Annotated in this window: 16 protein-coding genes; 7 read left to right on the forward strand and 9 right to left on the reverse strand. The window is 69.9% G+C overall.

Going from position 1 to position 15,070, the window contains the following annotated elements:
- The first annotated feature begins 265 nt into the window (after positions 1–265).
- The 4 genes from AB0E94_RS37820 to AB0E94_RS37835 all read left to right on the forward strand — a co-directional run bounded on the left by AB0E94_RS37820 (position 266) and on the right by AB0E94_RS37835 (position 4,071).
- Positions 266–1,678 carry a PhoH family protein gene (locus AB0E94_RS37820; protein WP_360336481.1) on the forward strand — a complete coding sequence of 471 codons (1,413 nt, stop codon included), beginning with the start codon at positions 266–268 and terminating at the stop codon, positions 1,676–1,678.
- A gap of 198 nt (positions 1,679–1,876) precedes the next feature.
- The gene (locus tag AB0E94_RS37825) at positions 1,877–2,566 is read left to right on the forward strand and encodes a lytic transglycosylase domain-containing protein (RefSeq protein ID WP_360336483.1); all 690 of its coding nucleotides are present in this window, start codon (positions 1,877–1,879) and stop codon (positions 2,564–2,566) included.
- 78 nt (positions 2,567–2,644) lie between these two features.
- Entirely contained in the window at positions 2,645–3,409 is a 765-nt protein-coding gene (locus AB0E94_RS37830; RefSeq protein ID WP_360336485.1) for a serine protease, read from the forward strand.
- Positions 3,410–3,453: 44 nt separating this feature from the next.
- The gene (locus AB0E94_RS37835) at positions 3,454–4,071 is read left to right on the forward strand and encodes a rhomboid family intramembrane serine protease (RefSeq protein WP_360336487.1); all 618 of its coding nucleotides are present in this window, start codon (positions 3,454–3,456) and stop codon (positions 4,069–4,071) included.
- A gap of 67 nt (positions 4,072–4,138) precedes the next feature.
- Here AB0E94_RS37835 and glpX read toward each other — a convergent pair whose 3' ends face one another.
- On the reverse strand, positions 4,139–5,164 hold the full coding sequence (gene glpX / locus AB0E94_RS37840) for a class II fructose-bisphosphatase (RefSeq protein WP_360336489.1): 1,026 nt from the start codon (positions 5,162–5,164) through the stop codon (positions 4,139–4,141).
- A gap of 92 nt (positions 5,165–5,256) precedes the next feature.
- On the opposite strand from glpX, the gene AB0E94_RS37845 reads away from it, so the two are divergent.
- Positions 5,257–5,832, forward strand: coding sequence for a DUF4245 domain-containing protein (locus AB0E94_RS37845; RefSeq protein WP_360336491.1), 576 nt, complete (start codon positions 5,257–5,259; stop codon positions 5,830–5,832).
- On the opposite strand, the gene AB0E94_RS37850 is transcribed toward AB0E94_RS37845, so the two are convergent.
- Genes AB0E94_RS37850 through AB0E94_RS37865 form a run of 4 tightly spaced genes read right to left on the reverse strand, consistent with a single transcriptional unit; the run spans position 5,829 to position 8,254 of the window.
- Complete coding sequence (locus AB0E94_RS37850) at positions 5,829–6,032, reverse strand: exodeoxyribonuclease VII small subunit (protein WP_317790164.1); 204 nt, start codon at positions 6,030–6,032, stop codon at positions 5,829–5,831. The two genes, AB0E94_RS37845 and AB0E94_RS37850, sit on opposite strands and share 4 nt — an antisense overlap.
- Positions 6,032–7,258 (reverse strand): exodeoxyribonuclease VII large subunit, encoded by a 1,227-nt coding sequence (gene xseA, locus AB0E94_RS37855; protein WP_360336494.1) that lies wholly within the window; start codon positions 7,256–7,258, stop codon positions 6,032–6,034. Before xseA ends, AB0E94_RS37850 begins: the two co-directional genes overlap by 1 nt.
- 9 nt (positions 7,259–7,267) lie before the next feature.
- Positions 7,268–7,789, reverse strand: coding sequence for a hypothetical protein (locus tag AB0E94_RS37860; protein ID WP_360336496.1), 522 nt, complete (start codon positions 7,787–7,789; stop codon positions 7,268–7,270).
- Positions 7,790–7,798: 9 nt separating this feature from the next.
- Positions 7,799–8,254, reverse strand: a complete 456-nt coding sequence (locus tag AB0E94_RS37865; protein ID WP_360336498.1) for a hypothetical protein — start codon at positions 8,252–8,254, stop codon at positions 7,799–7,801.
- 47 nt (positions 8,255–8,301) lie between these two features.
- On the opposite strand from AB0E94_RS37865, the gene AB0E94_RS37870 reads away from it, so the two are divergent.
- Positions 8,302–9,345, forward strand: a complete 1,044-nt coding sequence (locus AB0E94_RS37870) for a 4-hydroxy-3-methylbut-2-enyl diphosphate reductase (RefSeq protein ID WP_360336500.1) — start codon at positions 8,302–8,304, stop codon at positions 9,343–9,345.
- Here the strand turns inward: AB0E94_RS37870 and AB0E94_RS37875 are convergent.
- On the reverse strand, positions 9,338–10,471 hold the full coding sequence (locus AB0E94_RS37875; RefSeq protein ID WP_317790169.1) for a DNA recombination protein RmuC: 1,134 nt from the start codon (positions 10,469–10,471) through the stop codon (positions 9,338–9,340). The two genes, AB0E94_RS37870 and AB0E94_RS37875, sit on opposite strands and share 8 nt — an antisense overlap.
- A gap of 54 nt (positions 10,472–10,525) precedes the next feature.
- Here AB0E94_RS37875 and AB0E94_RS37880 point away from each other — a divergent pair, with 54 nt between their 5' ends.
- Positions 10,526–11,293, forward strand: coding sequence for a hypothetical protein (locus AB0E94_RS37880; RefSeq protein ID WP_360336502.1), 768 nt, complete (start codon positions 10,526–10,528; stop codon positions 11,291–11,293).
- Positions 11,294–11,369: 76 nt separating this feature from the next.
- On the opposite strand, the gene AB0E94_RS37885 is transcribed toward AB0E94_RS37880, so the two are convergent.
- Genes AB0E94_RS37885 through AB0E94_RS37895 form a run of 3 tightly spaced genes read right to left on the reverse strand, consistent with a single transcriptional unit; the run spans position 11,370 to position 15,005 of the window.
- Positions 11,370–11,909, reverse strand: coding sequence for a hypothetical protein (locus AB0E94_RS37885; RefSeq protein ID WP_360336504.1), 540 nt, complete (start codon positions 11,907–11,909; stop codon positions 11,370–11,372).
- Between the two features lie 23 nt (positions 11,910–11,932).
- Entirely contained in the window at positions 11,933–14,470 is a 2,538-nt protein-coding gene (gene valS / locus AB0E94_RS37890; RefSeq protein ID WP_360336506.1) for a valine--tRNA ligase, read from the reverse strand.
- Between the two features lie 40 nt (positions 14,471–14,510).
- Positions 14,511–15,005: a methylated-DNA--[protein]-cysteine S-methyltransferase gene (locus AB0E94_RS37895; protein ID WP_360336508.1), complete on the reverse strand. Its 495-nt coding sequence runs from the start codon at positions 15,003–15,005 to the stop codon at positions 14,511–14,513.
- Positions 15,006–15,070: the final 65 nt, after the last annotated feature.

The following is a 15,070-nucleotide window of genomic DNA, read 5'->3' on the forward strand; positions in this document are numbered from 1 at the left end:
ACCCGCGAGTGGTCGTCTTTTAAGCCTGGCGATTTGGCCGGGAGGCGAGCGTCACCCTCCAGTGCCCGATTTTGCGCACTACCGCGGGACGTAGTTGACCGCTAGCGTTTGAGTCATGGCACGGGGTCATCCCGGGCCAGCCGGTCGGCCCGGACCTGCGACGACTGCGCCACGGGGACCGCAATCCGACCCCGTGCAGAGGGCCGGCGACCGGTAGGTGGCGGACCGCGGGCGGACCGGGTTGCACGCCCGCTGGAGCAGGCCTGTGACATCTCGCCGTACCGATGCCGGGGTCGACCAGAACCCGGCCGACAAAGTCTCCAGCAGCCGTGCCACGTCGGGTCGCCGTAAGACCCGGGACCGGCACGCCGACGCGGAGCCCGCCAGCGCAGGCAGGGTCTTCGTCCTGGACACTTCGGTCCTGCTGTCCGACCCGGCGGCTTTCCGCCGGTTCACCGACCACGAGGTGGTCGTGCCTCTCGTGGTCATCTCCGAGCTGGAGGGCAAACGTCACCACCCTGAGCTGGGCTGGTTCGCCCGGCAGTCGCTGCGGATGCTGGATGAGCTGCGGATCAAGTTCGGCCGCCTGGACCAGCCGGTGCTCTGCAACGACGAGGGCGGCACGCTGCGGGTGGAGCTGAACCACGCCGATCAGAGCGTGCTCCCGCAGGGTTTCCGCAACGACTCGAACGACACCCGCATCCTCTCGGTGGCCCTGGGGCTCGCCGCGGAGGGCCGTGAGGTGACTCTGGTCAGCAAGGACATGCCGCTGCGGGTGAAGGCCGCCTCGGTCGGCATCACCGCCGACGAGTACCGGCACGGCCAGGCCAGCGATCCCACCTGGACCGGCATGGCCGACCTGGAGCTCTCCGAGGAGCAGGTGGTCTCGCTCTACTCCGGCGAGGAGCTGGAGATCGAGGAGGCGGACAACCTGCCCTGCCACACCGGCCTGGTGATCCATTCGCCGCGCGGTTCGGCGCTGGCCCGGGTCAACCCGGACAAGTCGATCAAGCTGGTGCGCGGCGACCGGGACGCGTTCGGGCTGCGGGGCCGGTCGGCGGAGCAGCGGGTGGCGCTGGACATCCTGATGGACGAGCAGATCGGCATCGTGTCGCTGGGCGGCCGGGCCGGCACCGGCAAGTCGGCGCTGGCGCTGTGCGCGGGCCTGGAGGCGACGATGGAGCGCAACCGCCACAAGAAGGTGGTGGTGTTCCGTCCCCTCTACGCGGTCGGCGGCCAGGAGCTCGGCTACCTGCCCGGCAGCGAGTCGGAGAAGATGTCGCCCTGGGCGCAGGCGGTCTTCGACACGCTCGGCTCGGTGGCGCACTCCAACGTCGTCGACGAGGTGATGGCCCGCGGCATGCTCGAGGTGCTGCCGCTGACCCACATCCGGGGCCGGAGCCTGCACGACGCGTTCGTGATCGTCGACGAGGCGCAGTCGCTGGAACGCAACGTGCTGCTGACCGTGCTGTCCCGGATCGGGCAGAACTCGCGGGTCGTGCTGACCCACGACGTCGCTCAGCGGGACAACCTGCGGGTCGGCCGGCACGACGGTGTCACCGCGGTGATCGAGGCGCTGAAGGGCCACCCGATCTTCGCGCACGTAACCCTCACGCGGTCGGAACGTTCGCCGATTGCCGAGGTGGTGACCGACCTGCTGGAGGAAATCCCGCTGTAAGAGATCTTGAGAACGCCAGCGTGGCTATTTCGTGCCGGAATAACCCGGTAAGTCGTGTGACTAAAGTCACATAGCCACGCTGGCGTTTCACATCCACTTCACGTTGCGCCATGGTGTTCGGCGAGCAACATGCGGCGAGGTCCGCCCCGGCCGGGGTGATGACGCGCCGCTTCCTTGCCCCCGACGAAGGGAATCTTCGTGAAGCGGCTCTGGAGCCGGATGGGTGTCCGTGCGGCCTCGGTCGGTCTTCTCGTTCTCGGTCTCACCGGTGGTGTGTACCTGGGTCAGAACCGTGACGACCAGCAGCAGAGCGCTCAGGCGCAACTCGTCCTGCAGGCCAACGAGGACGAGATGCGGCTGCTGAAGGCGCGTCAGGCCGACCACGCCGCCGCCCGCGCGCACCGCGTGGTCGCCGAGGAGGCCGCCGCCGCGAAGGCCGCCACCGAGGTCCAGTCCGCCGCCTCCAAGGCGCGCAAACTGGAGAAAGAGGTCATCGAGGCCAAGGAGGCCGAAGAGGCCAAGAAGGCCGAGGAGGCCTCCGGCCCGGTCGCCTACACCGGCGAGATCCCCGAGTCCTGCAACGAGTACAGCGGCAGCCGCAAGATCGGGTGCGCGCTGATGCTGGAGGAGGGCTTCGGCCTCGACCAGTTCCCGTGCCTGGACAAGCTGTGGAAGAAGGAGAGTGGCTGGAACTACAAGGCCCTCAACAGCGGCTCCGGGGCGTACGGGATCCCGCAGGCTCTGCCCGGCGACAAGATGGCGTCGGAGGGCTCGGACTGGAAGACGAACCCGGCCACCCAGATCAAGTGGGGCCTCGGCTACATCAAGGGCCGCTACGACACTCCGTGTGGCGCGTGGAGCCACTCGCAGAACGTCGGCTGGTACTGACAGAACCTCGCGACGGGGCTGCGCGGCTTTCCGCGCGGCCCCGTTTCGCTGTGATCAAATGTCCACATGGTCCGGAAAGTGGCATTCTTCCTTCTGGTTTGTGCCCTCCCCGCCACTGATCTGCCCGCTCGGGCGGATTCCGGGCGACCCCCGGTACGCGAGGTCGTCGGCGGCAAGATCGCCGGTGACGGCAGGTTCCCCTGGGCGGTCCGGCTGTCGATGGGCTGCGGCGGCACCCTCACCGCGCCCCGGGTCGTCCTCACCGCCGGGCACTGCGTCGGCCCGACCGGCCCCAACGACCGGATCACCGTGACCGCCGGCGCCACCGACCTCCAGTCCCGGTCCGCGATCACCGTGAAATCGGTGGAGGTCTACCGCTCCCCGGACTTCGTCACCGAGACCAGCGGCGACGACTGGGCGGTGGTCCGTCTGGAACGCGAACTGAGCCTGCCCACCCTGCCGCTGACCCCCGACGGCGTCGACCGGGGCCGGTTCACCGTGATGGGCTGGGGGCAGACCCGCGAGACGTCGCCCCAGCAGGAACGGCGGCTGCACTACGCGACGGTGCCGACGATCCCCGACGACGAGTGCGCCAAGGCGTACCGCAAAGCGGGTGTGGAACTGGTCCGCGACGAATCGATCTGCGCCGGCCGCCGCGGCGTCGACACCTGCCAGGGCGACTCCGGCGGGCCGATGGTGCGCCGCGACCGTCTCGGCCGGTGGGTGCAGGTCGGCATCGTCAGCTGGGGGCTCGGCTGCGCCCGCGACGGCTATTTCGGCGTCTACACACAGATCGCCAAATTCCGGGCGGACATCCAGGCGGCGGTCCGCAAGCTGAGCTGACGCCCGAGTGGCCGTGCTGGCCAGCTCCTGCCACCATCGAACGCATGAGCTACGAATGGGCGGCCGCCGCACGCTCGGACGAGGCGGCGCGGTTCGGCACCGAGGCCTTCTACGCGTCGCTGGGGCGCGCGTTCGTGACGATGTGCGCCGTGGTCCCGGCCCTGTTCCTGGTCGAGGCGATCGACATCGCCCTCGGCCCGGGCACCCTCGACCTGGCCGGCGGCATCATCCCCCGCTCGGTCGAGGGCATCGACGGCATCCTGTTCAGCCCGTTCCTGCACGACGGGTGGGAACACCTCTACGGCAACGCGGTCCCGCTCATCCTGCTCGGCACGTTCGTCCTGGCCGGCGGCGCACGCCGGTTCATCTGGTCGACCGCGCTGATCATGGCGGTGGCCGGCGTCGGCGTCTGGTTCATCGGCGACCCGAACACGGTGGTCGTCGGCGCCAGCGGCGTCATCTTCGGCTATCTAGGGCTGCTGCTGACCCGCGGCCTGGTCGAACGCAGCTGGTGGCACTTCGCGGTCGCCGGCTTCATCGGGCTGCTCTACTGGTACCAGCTGTTCAACGTGCTGCCCACCGACCAGCGGATCTCCTGGCAGGGACATCTGCTGGGCCTGCTCGGCGGGGTGGTCGCCGCAGTCATCTTCCGGCGGCGCTGACAACCTTTCATCCGGTACGGCGAGAGCCGATCCCGCCGTACCAGATGAAGATCTTGACCGGAAGTGGTCAGGACAGCGGGACCGTCGGCAGGTGCCCGTCGAAGTCGACGGCCGAGTAGAGGGCCAGCTTCTCCAGCCGGTGGTAGGAGTCGATGACCCGGATCGTGCCGCTCTTGGACCGCATCACGATCGACTGGGTGTGCGCGCCGCCCGCCCGGTAACGAACCCCCTTGAGCAGGTCGCCGCTGGTCACACCGGTTGCGACGAAGAAGCAGTTGTCACCGGTGACCAGGTCGTCGGTGCTGAGCACCCGGTCCAGGTCGTGCCCGGCGCCGATCGCCTTCTCCCGCTCGGCGTCGTCGAGCGGCCACAGTTTCGCCTGAATCGTGCCGCCGAGACATTTCAGGGCACAGGCCGCGGTGATGCCCTCCGGGGTGCCGCCGATGCCCATCAGGACGTCGACGTCGGACTCCAGCCGGGCCGCCGAGATGGCACCGGCGATGTCACCGTCGGAGATGAACTTGATGTTGGCGCCGGCCTGCCGCACCTCCTCGACCAGCTTCGCGTGCCGCGGACGGTCCAGAATGCACACCGTGACGTCGGAGACACTCGACCGTTTCGCCTTGGCGATCCGGCGCAGGTTCTCCTGCACCCCGGCGTCGATGTCGACGACATCCGCACAGTCCGGGCCGACCGCGATCTTGTCCATGTAGAAGACCGCGCTCGGGTCGAACATGGCGCCCCGCTCGGCGACCGCGAGCACCGCGATCGACCCGGGCATGCCCTTGCTCATCAGGGTGGTGCCGTCGATCGGGTCGACCGCGACGTCCACCTCCGGACCGGTGCCGTCACCGACCTGCTCCCCGTTGAAGAGCATCGGCGCTTCGTCTTTCTCACCCTCGCCGATGACGACGACGCCGCGCATCTGGATCGAGTTGATGAGTTTGCGCATGGCGTCGACGGCAGCGCCGTCACCGCCGTTCTTGTCGCCTCGCCCGACCCAGCGACCGGCGGCCATGGCGGCGGCTTCGGTCACGCGGACGAGGTCGAGGGCGATGTTGCGGTCGAGATCCTGGGGGACTCGGGCGGGCACGGCGGCCTCCTCGCGACGTTGCGGGGCAGTGGATGCCTCCGATCCTGGCATCCGAGGACGTGTTGAGTCCCGTTTCAGCGACGTGGTTAACAATGGGGTTCGTGGAACCTGCCTCCGAATCGCCCGCACCCGCGCCTGCACCCGCCGCCGCGCCGCGCCTCGCCGCCCGCGAGGAGCGCCGCCCGCGCGACATGATCCTGTCCCTGCTGGTGCTGCTGGTGCCGATCGCGCTGTTCCTCACCTTCTACCGGGTCGTCCTCGACGGCGACAAGCCGATCTCGGTCGACCCGACGTCGTCGATCGAGCTGGCCACCCGCGAGTTCCCGGTCGCCCAGCCGGACGGGCTCGGCGACGGCTGGCACGTGACGTCGGCCAACTTCCGCCGCGAGGACACCGGCGCCACCCTGCGTCTCGGCTACGTCGACCCCGACGACAAGCCGATCCTGCTGGTGCAGAGCAACATCGCGCCGGCCACCCTGGTCCCGGCCGAAGTCGGCGCGGAGGGCCAGCGGACCGGCGCCTACCGCAGCGGCGAGCGCACCTGGATGCGATACACCGGCCGGGAGAACGAGACCGCGCTGATCCTGACCGAGCAGACCCGCACGATCGTGATCATCGGCAACAGTGCCGACACCACGAACCTGGAGAAGCTCGCGTCGTCGCTCTAATCGTCGGCGCGGGCCGCGCGGGCCGCCTCGATCCGCTCCCGTGCCCCGTCCAGCCAGCGGTGGCAGACGTCCGCCAGTTTCTCGCCGCGCTCCCACAGGGCCAGCGACTCCTCCAGCGTGCCGCCACCCTGCTCCAGCCGCTCCACCACCGACGCCAGCTCGGTGCGGGCCTGCTCGTAGGACAGTTTCTCGTCGCTCATCAGCTCTCCATAACCGCTGCTCGCAGCTCACCGTCGGCGAGCCGGACCCGAAGAATGTCGTCCGCCGCCACCTCGTCCGCGGCCCGGACCACCCGGCCGTCGGGACGCTGCACGATCGCGTAACCCCGCTCCAGCGTCTTCGCCGGAGACAACGCCCGCAGCCGGGCCACGGTGTGCTCCAGCGCGTCGTCGGCCCGCCGGATCCGATGCTCCAGGTTGCGGGCCGCCCGGTCACGCAACGCCGTCACCTCGGCGCCCCGCTGCCCGATCAGCGCCTCCGGCCGGGCCAGCACCGGCCGAGACTGCCACGCCTCGATCCGGTGCCGCTCCCGATCGATCAGGCCGAGCACCGCCCGGTCCAGCCGGCCCCGCGCCTGCGCGATCAGCCGCTGCTCGTCGGCCAGGTCGGGCACGATCCGTTTCGCCGCGTCGGTCGGCGTCGACGCCCGCAGGTCGGCCACATAGTCCAGCAGCGGAGCGTCCGTCTCGTGACCGATCGCGCTGACCACCGGGGTGCGGGCGGCGAAAACCGCCCGGCACAGCGCCTCGTCGGAGAACGGCAGCAGATCCTCGACACTGCCGCCGCCCCGGGCGATCACGATCACGTCGATCGTGTCGTCACCGTCGAGCACCTTCAGCGCGTCGATGATCTGCGCCACCGCGGTCGGACCCTGCACCGGCACGTTGATCACCCGGAAGTCGACCGACGGCCAGCGGCGGCGCGAATTCATCAGCACATCGCGCTCGGCGGCGCTGGCCCGCCCGGTGATCAGCCCGACCCGGCCCGGCAGGAACGGCAGCCGCCGCTTGCGCTCCCGGGCGAACAGACCCTCCGCGGCGAGCAGTCGTTTCAGTTTCTCCAGACGGGCCAGCAGCTCACCGATGCCGACCTGGCGGATCTCGTCGGCCCGCAGGCTCAGCGTGCCCCGGCCCGGATAGAACTCCGGCTTGGCGTGCAACGTCACCCGGGCGCCCTCGGCCAGCTCCGGCGCCCCCGCATGCAGCACGTCGTGGCTGGTCGTGACAGTCAGGCTCAGGTCGGCCGACGGGTCACGCAGGGTCAGGAACACCACGTTCGACCCCGGGCGGCGGCTGATCTGCGCGACCTGCCCGTCGACCCACACCCAGCCGAGCCGGCTGATCCAGGCGGTGATCTTCTGACTCACCACACGGACCGGCCACGGCTCGTCGGCGGAACTGCGCGGCGCGCTCTCGGGCTCGTTCACCCGGCCAGATTACGTAAGCCCACCGACATTTCCACCGCGCGGTGACGGCTCGGCGTACGCGTTGTACCGGCTCAGGTCCACCGGCGTGCGGCGCTCCGGCAGCACCCGCTCGAACACCGCCAGCACCACCACCGTCAACAGGGCGGCACAACCCCAGAAGATCGCATCGGCCGCCAGGTACAGCGGATCCACGTGCAGGCCACCGCCGACACCCAGGAACGGGAACGGGAACCCGTGCCGCCCCGGATAGTCCTCCATGCAGCACTCCGACGAGCCGGGCACGGTGGTCACCGCGATCGCCGCCCCGATCAGGGCCGCCGCCACCGCGAACCCGGCCCGGCCCGGCGCCGGCCGCCGCCGCAACAGCAGCAGCACCCCACCGGCCGCGATCATCAGATGAAAGATCAGATACGCGCCGGTCAGCCCGCCGTCGAACTCCACGGCCAGATCGAGCAGCCCGATCCCGAGCAGGAACCAGCCCGCCATCACACGGAGCACGGCCGGAATCGACGGCCACTGCTCCATGCTCATAACCAGGGATTATTCCGTCACTTCGGGCGCCTTGCGGCCCTTTTGGGCCCGCACCGCAAGACCGATCAAACAGATCAACACCAGGCCTGTGTACGCCCACACGACCACATCCGCAGCGAGCCGCGTCCCGTCGGTGGCCCAACCACCGGCCACCGCCTGCCGCCGGGCCTCGTCGACGCTGTCCGCCAGCCCGCCCCGGCCCAGCCAGGCGAACGGCCAGCCCCGATCCTCGAACCAGCCGAACATCCCACCCGTGGTGACCGTCCGGACGATCAGCCCGCCCGCCGTCCCGGCCAGCCCCACCGCCACCGAGACCACCGTGACCAGCCGGACCGGCAGCCGGATCCGCCGCCACAGCAACAGCACCAGACCGCCCCCGGCCAGCGCCACACCCGTGAAGACATGCCTGTCCACCGCCACCGTCACATTCATGACCAGCCAGAACATGCCGAAGGTCAGACTCACCTGACCCACCGTCAACCGAATGATGCGACCCGTCATGACCGGGCAGTATGCACCCCCTGTGCCGCACGTCTCGCCACCGGCAGCCGGTGCCGCCGGGCACGTACCATGGCCGGGTGACTGAACCTCGTAAGCGGGTGTTGCTCGCCAAGCCGCGTGGCTACTGCGCCGGCGTCGACCGCGCCGTGCAGACCGTCGAGGAGGCGCTGAAGCTCTACGGCGCCCCGGTCTACGTGCGCAAGCAGATCGTGCACAACAAACACGTGGTCAGCACCCTCGAAGCGCGCGGCGCGATCTTCGTGGAGGAGAACTACGAGGTCCCCGAGGGCTCGACAGTCGTCTTCTCCGCGCACGGCGTCGCCCCCGAGGTCCACGACCAGGCCCGCGAGCGCAAACTCAAGGCCATCGACGCCACCTGCCCCCTGGTGACGAAGGTCCACCACGAGGCCAGACGGTTCGCCGCCGAGGACTACGACATCCTGCTCATCGGCCACGAGGGCCACGAGGAGGTCATCGGCACCGCCGGTGAGGCGCCCGCCCACATCCAGCTCGTCGACGGCCCCGACGACGTCGACAACGTCGTCGTCCGCGACCCGGCCAAGGTCGTCTGGCTGTCCCAGACCACCCTTTCGGTCGACGAGACGATGGAGACCGTCGCCCGCCTCAAGACCCGGCTGCCGCTGCTCCAGTCACCACCCAGCGACGACATCTGCTACGCCACGTCCAACCGGCAGCACGTGATCAAGGAGATCGCGCCCGACTGCGACGTCGTCATCGTCGTCGGCTCCACCAACTCGTCGAACTCGGTGCGGCTCGTCGAGGTCGCCCTCGGCGCCGGCGCCCGCGCCGGCCACCTCGTCGACTACGCCTCCGAGATCCAGGACGCATGGCTGGAGGGCGCCACCACGGTCGGCGTCTCGTCCGGCGCCAGCGTCCCCGAGGACCTCGTCATGGAGGTCCTCGCCCACCTCGCCGACCGGGGCTTCGGCGAGGTCACCGAGTACACGACGGCCGAGGAGCGGCTCACCTTCTCCCTCCCGCAGGAGCTGCGCCGGGACATGAAGGCCGCCGCGGCCGCGCGAGCCGCTAGCTGAACTCGGGCGCCTGCGGCTGACGGGGAGCCGTCTCGACCTGCACCGGCGGGAACAGCTCCTCGTCCGACACACCCATCTCGGCCAGCTTGCGGGCGCTCACCAGCACCCGCGACTCCAGCGACCCGACCGCCCGGTTGTACGCGGTCACCGCCCCACCCAGCGCCGTGCCCAGCTTGTCCACATGATCACCGAGAGTGGACAGCCGGCCGTACAACTCCCGGGCCAGCCCGTGCACCGCCGCCGCGTTCCGGGTCAGCGCCTCCTGCCGCCACGAATACGCCACCGTCCGCAGCATCGCGATCAACGTCGCCGGCGTCGCCAGCACGATGTTGCGCCGGAACGCGTGCTCCATCAGCGCCGGATCCCGCTGCAACGCCGCATCCAGAAACGGATCCGCCGGCACGAACAGCACCACGAAATCAGGCGCCGACTCGAACGCCGACCAGTACCGCTTCCCCGACAGCGCGTCCACATGCGCCCGCAGATGCCGGGCATGCTGATCCAGATGCCCGTCCCGGGTGTGCTCGTCGCGGGCCTCCATCGCCGACAGATAACCCTCCAGCGGCGCCTTCGCGTCCACCACCACCGTCCGGCCACCGTGCAGCCGCACCACCAGGTCCGGGCGCACCCCCTGCTCGTCGGTCGACGCCGTCACCTGCTCCGCGAAATCACAGTGCTCCAGCAGCCCGGCCGCCTCCACGATCCGCCGCAACTGGTGCTCACCCCACCGGCCCCGCACCTGCGGCGCCCGCAACGCCGCCACCAGCTGGCGCGTCTCGGTACGCAACTCACCCGACACCGCACCCATCGCCCGGACCTGCTCCCGCAACTCGGCGTACGCGTCGATCCGGTCGTGCTCCAACTGGGCGACGCGCTGCTCGTACCGCCGCAACGTGTCGTGCAACGGCGCCACCGCCCGCGCCACCGCCTCCTGCGACTGCGCGGTCGCCTCATAGGACAGCGCCCGCAACGACTGCTCCAGCCGCTGCTCACCGTCCCGGGCGGCCTCCACCGTCGCCTCCAGACGAGCGATGTCGGTCGCCGCCCGCGCCCGCGCCGCGAGCCAGCCGACCGCCGCGCCCACCGCGAGACAGACAAGAATCACAGCCAGTGTCGAGAACGTCACCACCGCAGATTGCCAGACCGGGCGCCCACGACAAGCGGGGGTACCGTGGGAAACATGAAGGGCGTGTTGCTGATCCTGCTCATCGTCGTGCTCGCCGGCCTGGCCATCGCCGCCACCCAGCGAGGCGGCAAAGCCCGCCGCCAGACCGAACTCGACGACGCCCGAGCCGACGCCCACCGCTGGTATGAGCGGCTCGGCGGCCAGGTCATGAACCTCACCTCCGAGGAGCCGGCGGCCCGGCAGGCCCTCGCCGACGCGAGCGAGCGCTACAACGCGGCCGGCGGCCAACTACAGACCGCCAATTCGGTACGGCAGTTCCAGCTCGCCCGCGAGTCGGCGCTGGAAGGCCTCACCTACGCCCGCGCCGCCCGACTGGCCATGGGCCTCGACCCCGGCCCGGACCTGCCGCCGCTCAGCTCCGCCCACAACACCGGCCAGATCACCAGCGAGCGTGAGGTGACCGTGCAGGGCCACTCCTACAAGGCCGGCCCGCGCCCCGGCGCCGACACGCCCTACTACTACCCGGGCGGCCGGGTCGAGGGCCGCCCGGTGCCGGCCGGCTGGTATTCGACACCCGTCTGGCGCACCGCGCTCGGCGCCGGCGCCGGAGTCCTCGGCGGCATGCTCATCTTCGACGCCCTGTTCTCCCCGGAGTTCGGCGACTTCGGAAACTTCGGCGGCGACTTCGCCGGCGGAGACATGGCCGCCGGCGATTTCAGCGGCGGCGACTTCGGAGGCGGCGACCTCAGCGGCGGCGGCGATTTCGGCGGTTTCAGCGGCGGCGATTTCGGTGGCGGCGATTTCGGCGGCTTCGACTTCTAGCAGCACCCACCGCCCGCGATCTTGTTGACTTCGGTCCTGTCTCGTGGAAGTCCACAAGATCGAGTTGGGTGGGTGGTCAGCGGCGCAAGTGGCGGTCGATCGCCCGGCGCAGCGCCCGTGGGCTCGGCCAGATCTGCGTCAGGTCCGCAGTGAACGCCGGCCCACGCGGCGTGTCCGCCAGCGCCGGCCCGCCACTGTCGCCCTCCTGCACCTGATGCACGCTGTCCAGATCCGCCGGAACCACATCCAGCACCGTCCGCAGCCCATCCCGCCGGATCACCACCGCCGCGATGTCCGCCCAGTCCAGCAGAATCGGATCGGACTCCTGGGCGGCCAGCTCCAGCCCGCCCGACGACACCCGCACCCACGTCGGCAGAGCCGCCCGGGCCGAAACCGCATACGCCCCGGCCACCGCGGCGCCGACCAGCACCGCCTGCAACGCGGTCACCCACCACGGGTCCCCGCCGTCCCCGGCGATCCACCCCACCACCGGGGAAACCGCCAGGTAGGCCACCATCAACACGACGAACACCATGACGAAGGTCCGGGCCGGCGACGACCGGAACAACATCGCGTCCCGAGCCGGAGCCCGGACCTCCTCAGGTGCGATCGACATGCCTCCTATGGTGGCCGCCCCGCTCAGAATGCGCAGGCGATCACCAGCTCTGGGGTGCGGTCCCGGAGCAGGTCCAGCTTGCCGATCCGCGCCGCCGCCCGGAAATCACCGTCGATCGACTCCAACCGGTCCAGCAGATCGGCCGGCCCGAGCGCCTCAGCCAGCGGAACCTCCGTCTTCATCGACAGCTTCCGGTCCGACTTGGCCCGGCGGACCTGTCGCAGCGCCTCCCCGGCCAGATCGAGCAGCGACGGATCACTCTCCGGCGCCACCCGCGACAACTCGTACCGCGTCGGCCACGTCGCCCGGTGCACCGACCCGTACCGCCACCACGACCAGATCTCCTCGGTGACGAACGGCAGGAACGGCGCGAACAACCGCAACAACACCGACAACCCGGTGGCCAGCGCCGCACGGGCCGAATCGCCGGCCGGCCCCTCCGCGTACGCCCGGTTCTTCACCAGCTCGATGTAGTCGTCGCAGAACGTCCAGAAGAACGTTTCCGTCGCCTGCAACGCGTCGGTGTGCTGATAGCCGTCGAACGCGGCCGTCGCCGTGACCACCACGTCCGTCAACCGGCCCAGCATCGCCCGGTCCAGCGGCTCGGTCACCGGCTGGCGCAGCGCCTCCGCCGCACCCAGACCCAGCGCGAACCTCGACGCGTTCAACAACTTCATCGCCAGCCGCCGCCCGACCTTCAACTGCGCCGGCTCGAACGCCAGATCCGCCCCCGGACGACCGCACGCCGCCCAGTACCGGACCGCGTCCGACCCGTACTGCTCCAGCAGTTGAACCGGGGTCTCCACCGCGTTGCCCTGCGACTTCGAGATCTTCTTGTGGTCCGGGTCGAGAATCCAGCCGTTCAGGACCGTATGCCGCCACGGCAGGCCGCCGGTGAGCTGGCCGCCCCGCAACACCGACGAGAACAGCCAGGTCCGGATGATCTCCTGACCCTGCGGGCGCAGATCCATCGGATAGGTACGGGCGTGCAGATCCGCATCGGTGCTCCAGCCCGTGACGATCTGCGGGCTCAACGACGACGTCGCCCACGTGTCCATCACATCCGGGTCGGCGGTGAAACCACCCGGAACACCACGCTGATCCTCCGACCAGCCCGGCGGGCACTCCGACGACGGATCGACAGGCAGCGCCGCATCCGCCGGCAACAGCAGCCGGTCGTAGTCGGGCTCCCCGTTCGCGTCCAGCGCATACCAGACCGGGATCGCGACCCCGAAGAACCGCTGCCGGCTGATCAGCCAGTCACCGGTCAGGCCACCGACCCAATGCTCATAGCGGTGACGCATGCTCTCCGGAACCCAGCGCAGCTCACGGCCCCGCCCCAGCAGCTCCTCCCGCAACCGCTCGTCACGGCCGCCGTTACGGATGAACCACTGCCGGCTCGTCACGATCTCCAGCGGCCGGTCACCACGCTCGTAGAACTTGACCGGATGCGTGATCGGCGCCGGCTCCCCGACCAGATCACCCGACTCCCGCAGAAGCCGGACCATCTCGGCGCGCGCCGCATTGACCGTCGACCCGGCCAGCCCCTGATAGGCGGCGGCCGGAACACCCGGCGGGGCCTCCGGCAGGAACCGGCCGTCCCGGCCCAGCACGACCCGCGTCTCCAGGGCCAGATCCCGCCACCACGTGACATCGGCCAGGTCACCGAACGTGCAGACCATCGCGATGCCCGTACCCTTGTCGGCTGCCGCAAGCGGATGCTCCCGGACCGGGACCTCGACGTCGAAGAACGGTGTGCGAACCGAAGTGAGACCCGCGAAGCGGGGATCACCCGGATGATGAACCAGCGCGACACACGCCGGCAGCAGCTCCGGCCGCGTCGTGTCGATCTCGACCGGCCCATCCGGCCCCTGGAACCGCAACCGGTGATACGCGCCCGGCCGCTGCCGGTCCTCCAGCTCCGCCTGCGCGACAGCCGTCCGGAACCCGACGTCCCACAACGTCGGCGCCTCCGCCGTATACGCCTGACCGGCGGCGAGATTCGCCAGGAAGGCCCGCTGCGAGACCGCCCGCGCCCGCTCCCCGATCGTCGTATACGTCAAACCCCAGTCGACCGACAGCCCCAGCCGGCGCCACAGCGCCTCGAACCCCTTCTCGTCCTCGACCGTCAGCCGGCCGCACAACTCGACGAAATTGCGCCGCGAGATCGAAACCGGATCCTTCGGGGCCTTCGCCGGCGGCTCCCACGACGGGTCATACGGCAACGACGGGTCACATCGGACACCGAACAGGTTCTGCACCCGGCGCTCCGTCGGCAGCCCGTTGTCGTCGAAACCCATCGGATAGAAGACGGCCTTGCCGCGCATCCGCTGGAACCGCGCGACCGTGTCAGTGTGCGTGTACGAGAAGACATGCCCGATGTGCAACGAGCCCGATACGGTCGGCGGAGGTGTGTCGATCGCATACACGTCGGCCCGCTCCTTCGAGCGGTCGAACGCGTACGTCTCCTCCTCCTGCCAGCGCGGCGACCACTTCTCCTCGAGCCCGTCCAGAGACGGCCGCTCGGGGAGACCGTGACGCCCGGTTCCCGTATCAGTCATGCCGGTCAGCGTAGGACCGGCACCACCACGTCGCCATGGATTAAGCCGCCGACTCGTGCTTCAACAGCCACTCCTTGACGTGCAGCCCCCAGCGGTAGCCGCCGAGCGACCCGTCCGTGCGCATGACCCGGTGACACGGCGTGAACAGAGCCACCGGATTACGGGCGCAAGCCGCCGCCGCGGCACGGATCGCCGACGGACGGCCCGACAACTCGGCGAAGCCCGTATACGTCACCGGGGCGCCCGGCTTGATGTCCCGCATCACCCGCCACGCGCGCGACATGAACGCGCCGGCCGTGTGCTGCTCCACGTCGATCGCGTCAATCGCGGTCAGGTCGCCCTCCAGATAGGCCCGGACGGCCGGAGCCACCTCGCCCGGATCACCGGGCCGCGCGGGCTCCAGCAACACCGGATGCACCAGTTTCAGCAGCTCGGCGACATCAGTCGTGAAACCGGCCGCGCGCACCGCGCCGGACTGCGCCACCACCACGGTGAACGGGCCGACCGGAGTGTCCAGAGTCGAATGAAGCAACATCGTTTCCTCCTCGTTGGGGGCTACAGCGTGACGCGATTTCGTGGTTTGTGGGCCGGGAAACGGGC

The sequence above is a fragment of the Actinoplanes sp. NPDC026670 genome, from assembly GCF_040638175.1.
Lineage (GTDB): Bacteria > Actinomycetota > Actinomycetes > Mycobacteriales > Micromonosporaceae > Actinoplanes.

Coding starts and splice junctions, on each gene's coding strand:
- AB0E94_RS37835 (WP_360336487.1), top strand. CDS start 3,454: ATGAGCTACGAATGGGCGGCCGCCGCACGCTCGGACGAGGCGGCGCGG.
- AB0E94_RS37845 (WP_360336491.1), top strand. CDS start 5,257: ATGGGGTTCGTGGAACCTGCCTCCGAATCGCCCGCACCCGCGCCTGCA.
- AB0E94_RS37850 (WP_317790164.1), bottom strand. CDS start 6,032: ATGAGCGACGAGAAACTGTCCTACGAGCAGGCCCGCACCGAGCTGGCG.
- AB0E94_RS37860 (WP_360336496.1), bottom strand. CDS start 7,789: ATGAGCATGGAGCAGTGGCCGTCGATTCCGGCCGTGCTCCGTGTGATG.
- AB0E94_RS37870 (WP_360336500.1), top strand. CDS start 8,302: ATGCACCCCCTGTGCCGCACGTCTCGCCACCGGCAGCCGGTGCCGCCG.
- AB0E94_RS37880 (WP_360336502.1), top strand. CDS start 10,526: ATGAAGGGCGTGTTGCTGATCCTGCTCATCGTCGTGCTCGCCGGCCTG.
- AB0E94_RS37885 (WP_360336504.1), bottom strand. CDS start 11,909: ATGTCGATCGCACCTGAGGAGGTCCGGGCTCCGGCTCGGGACGCGATG.
- valS (WP_360336506.1), bottom strand. CDS start 14,470: ATGACTGATACGGGAACCGGGCGTCACGGTCTCCCCGAGCGGCCGTCT.
- AB0E94_RS37895 (WP_360336508.1), bottom strand. CDS start 15,005: ATGTTGCTTCATTCGACTCTGGACACTCCGGTCGGCCCGTTCACCGTG.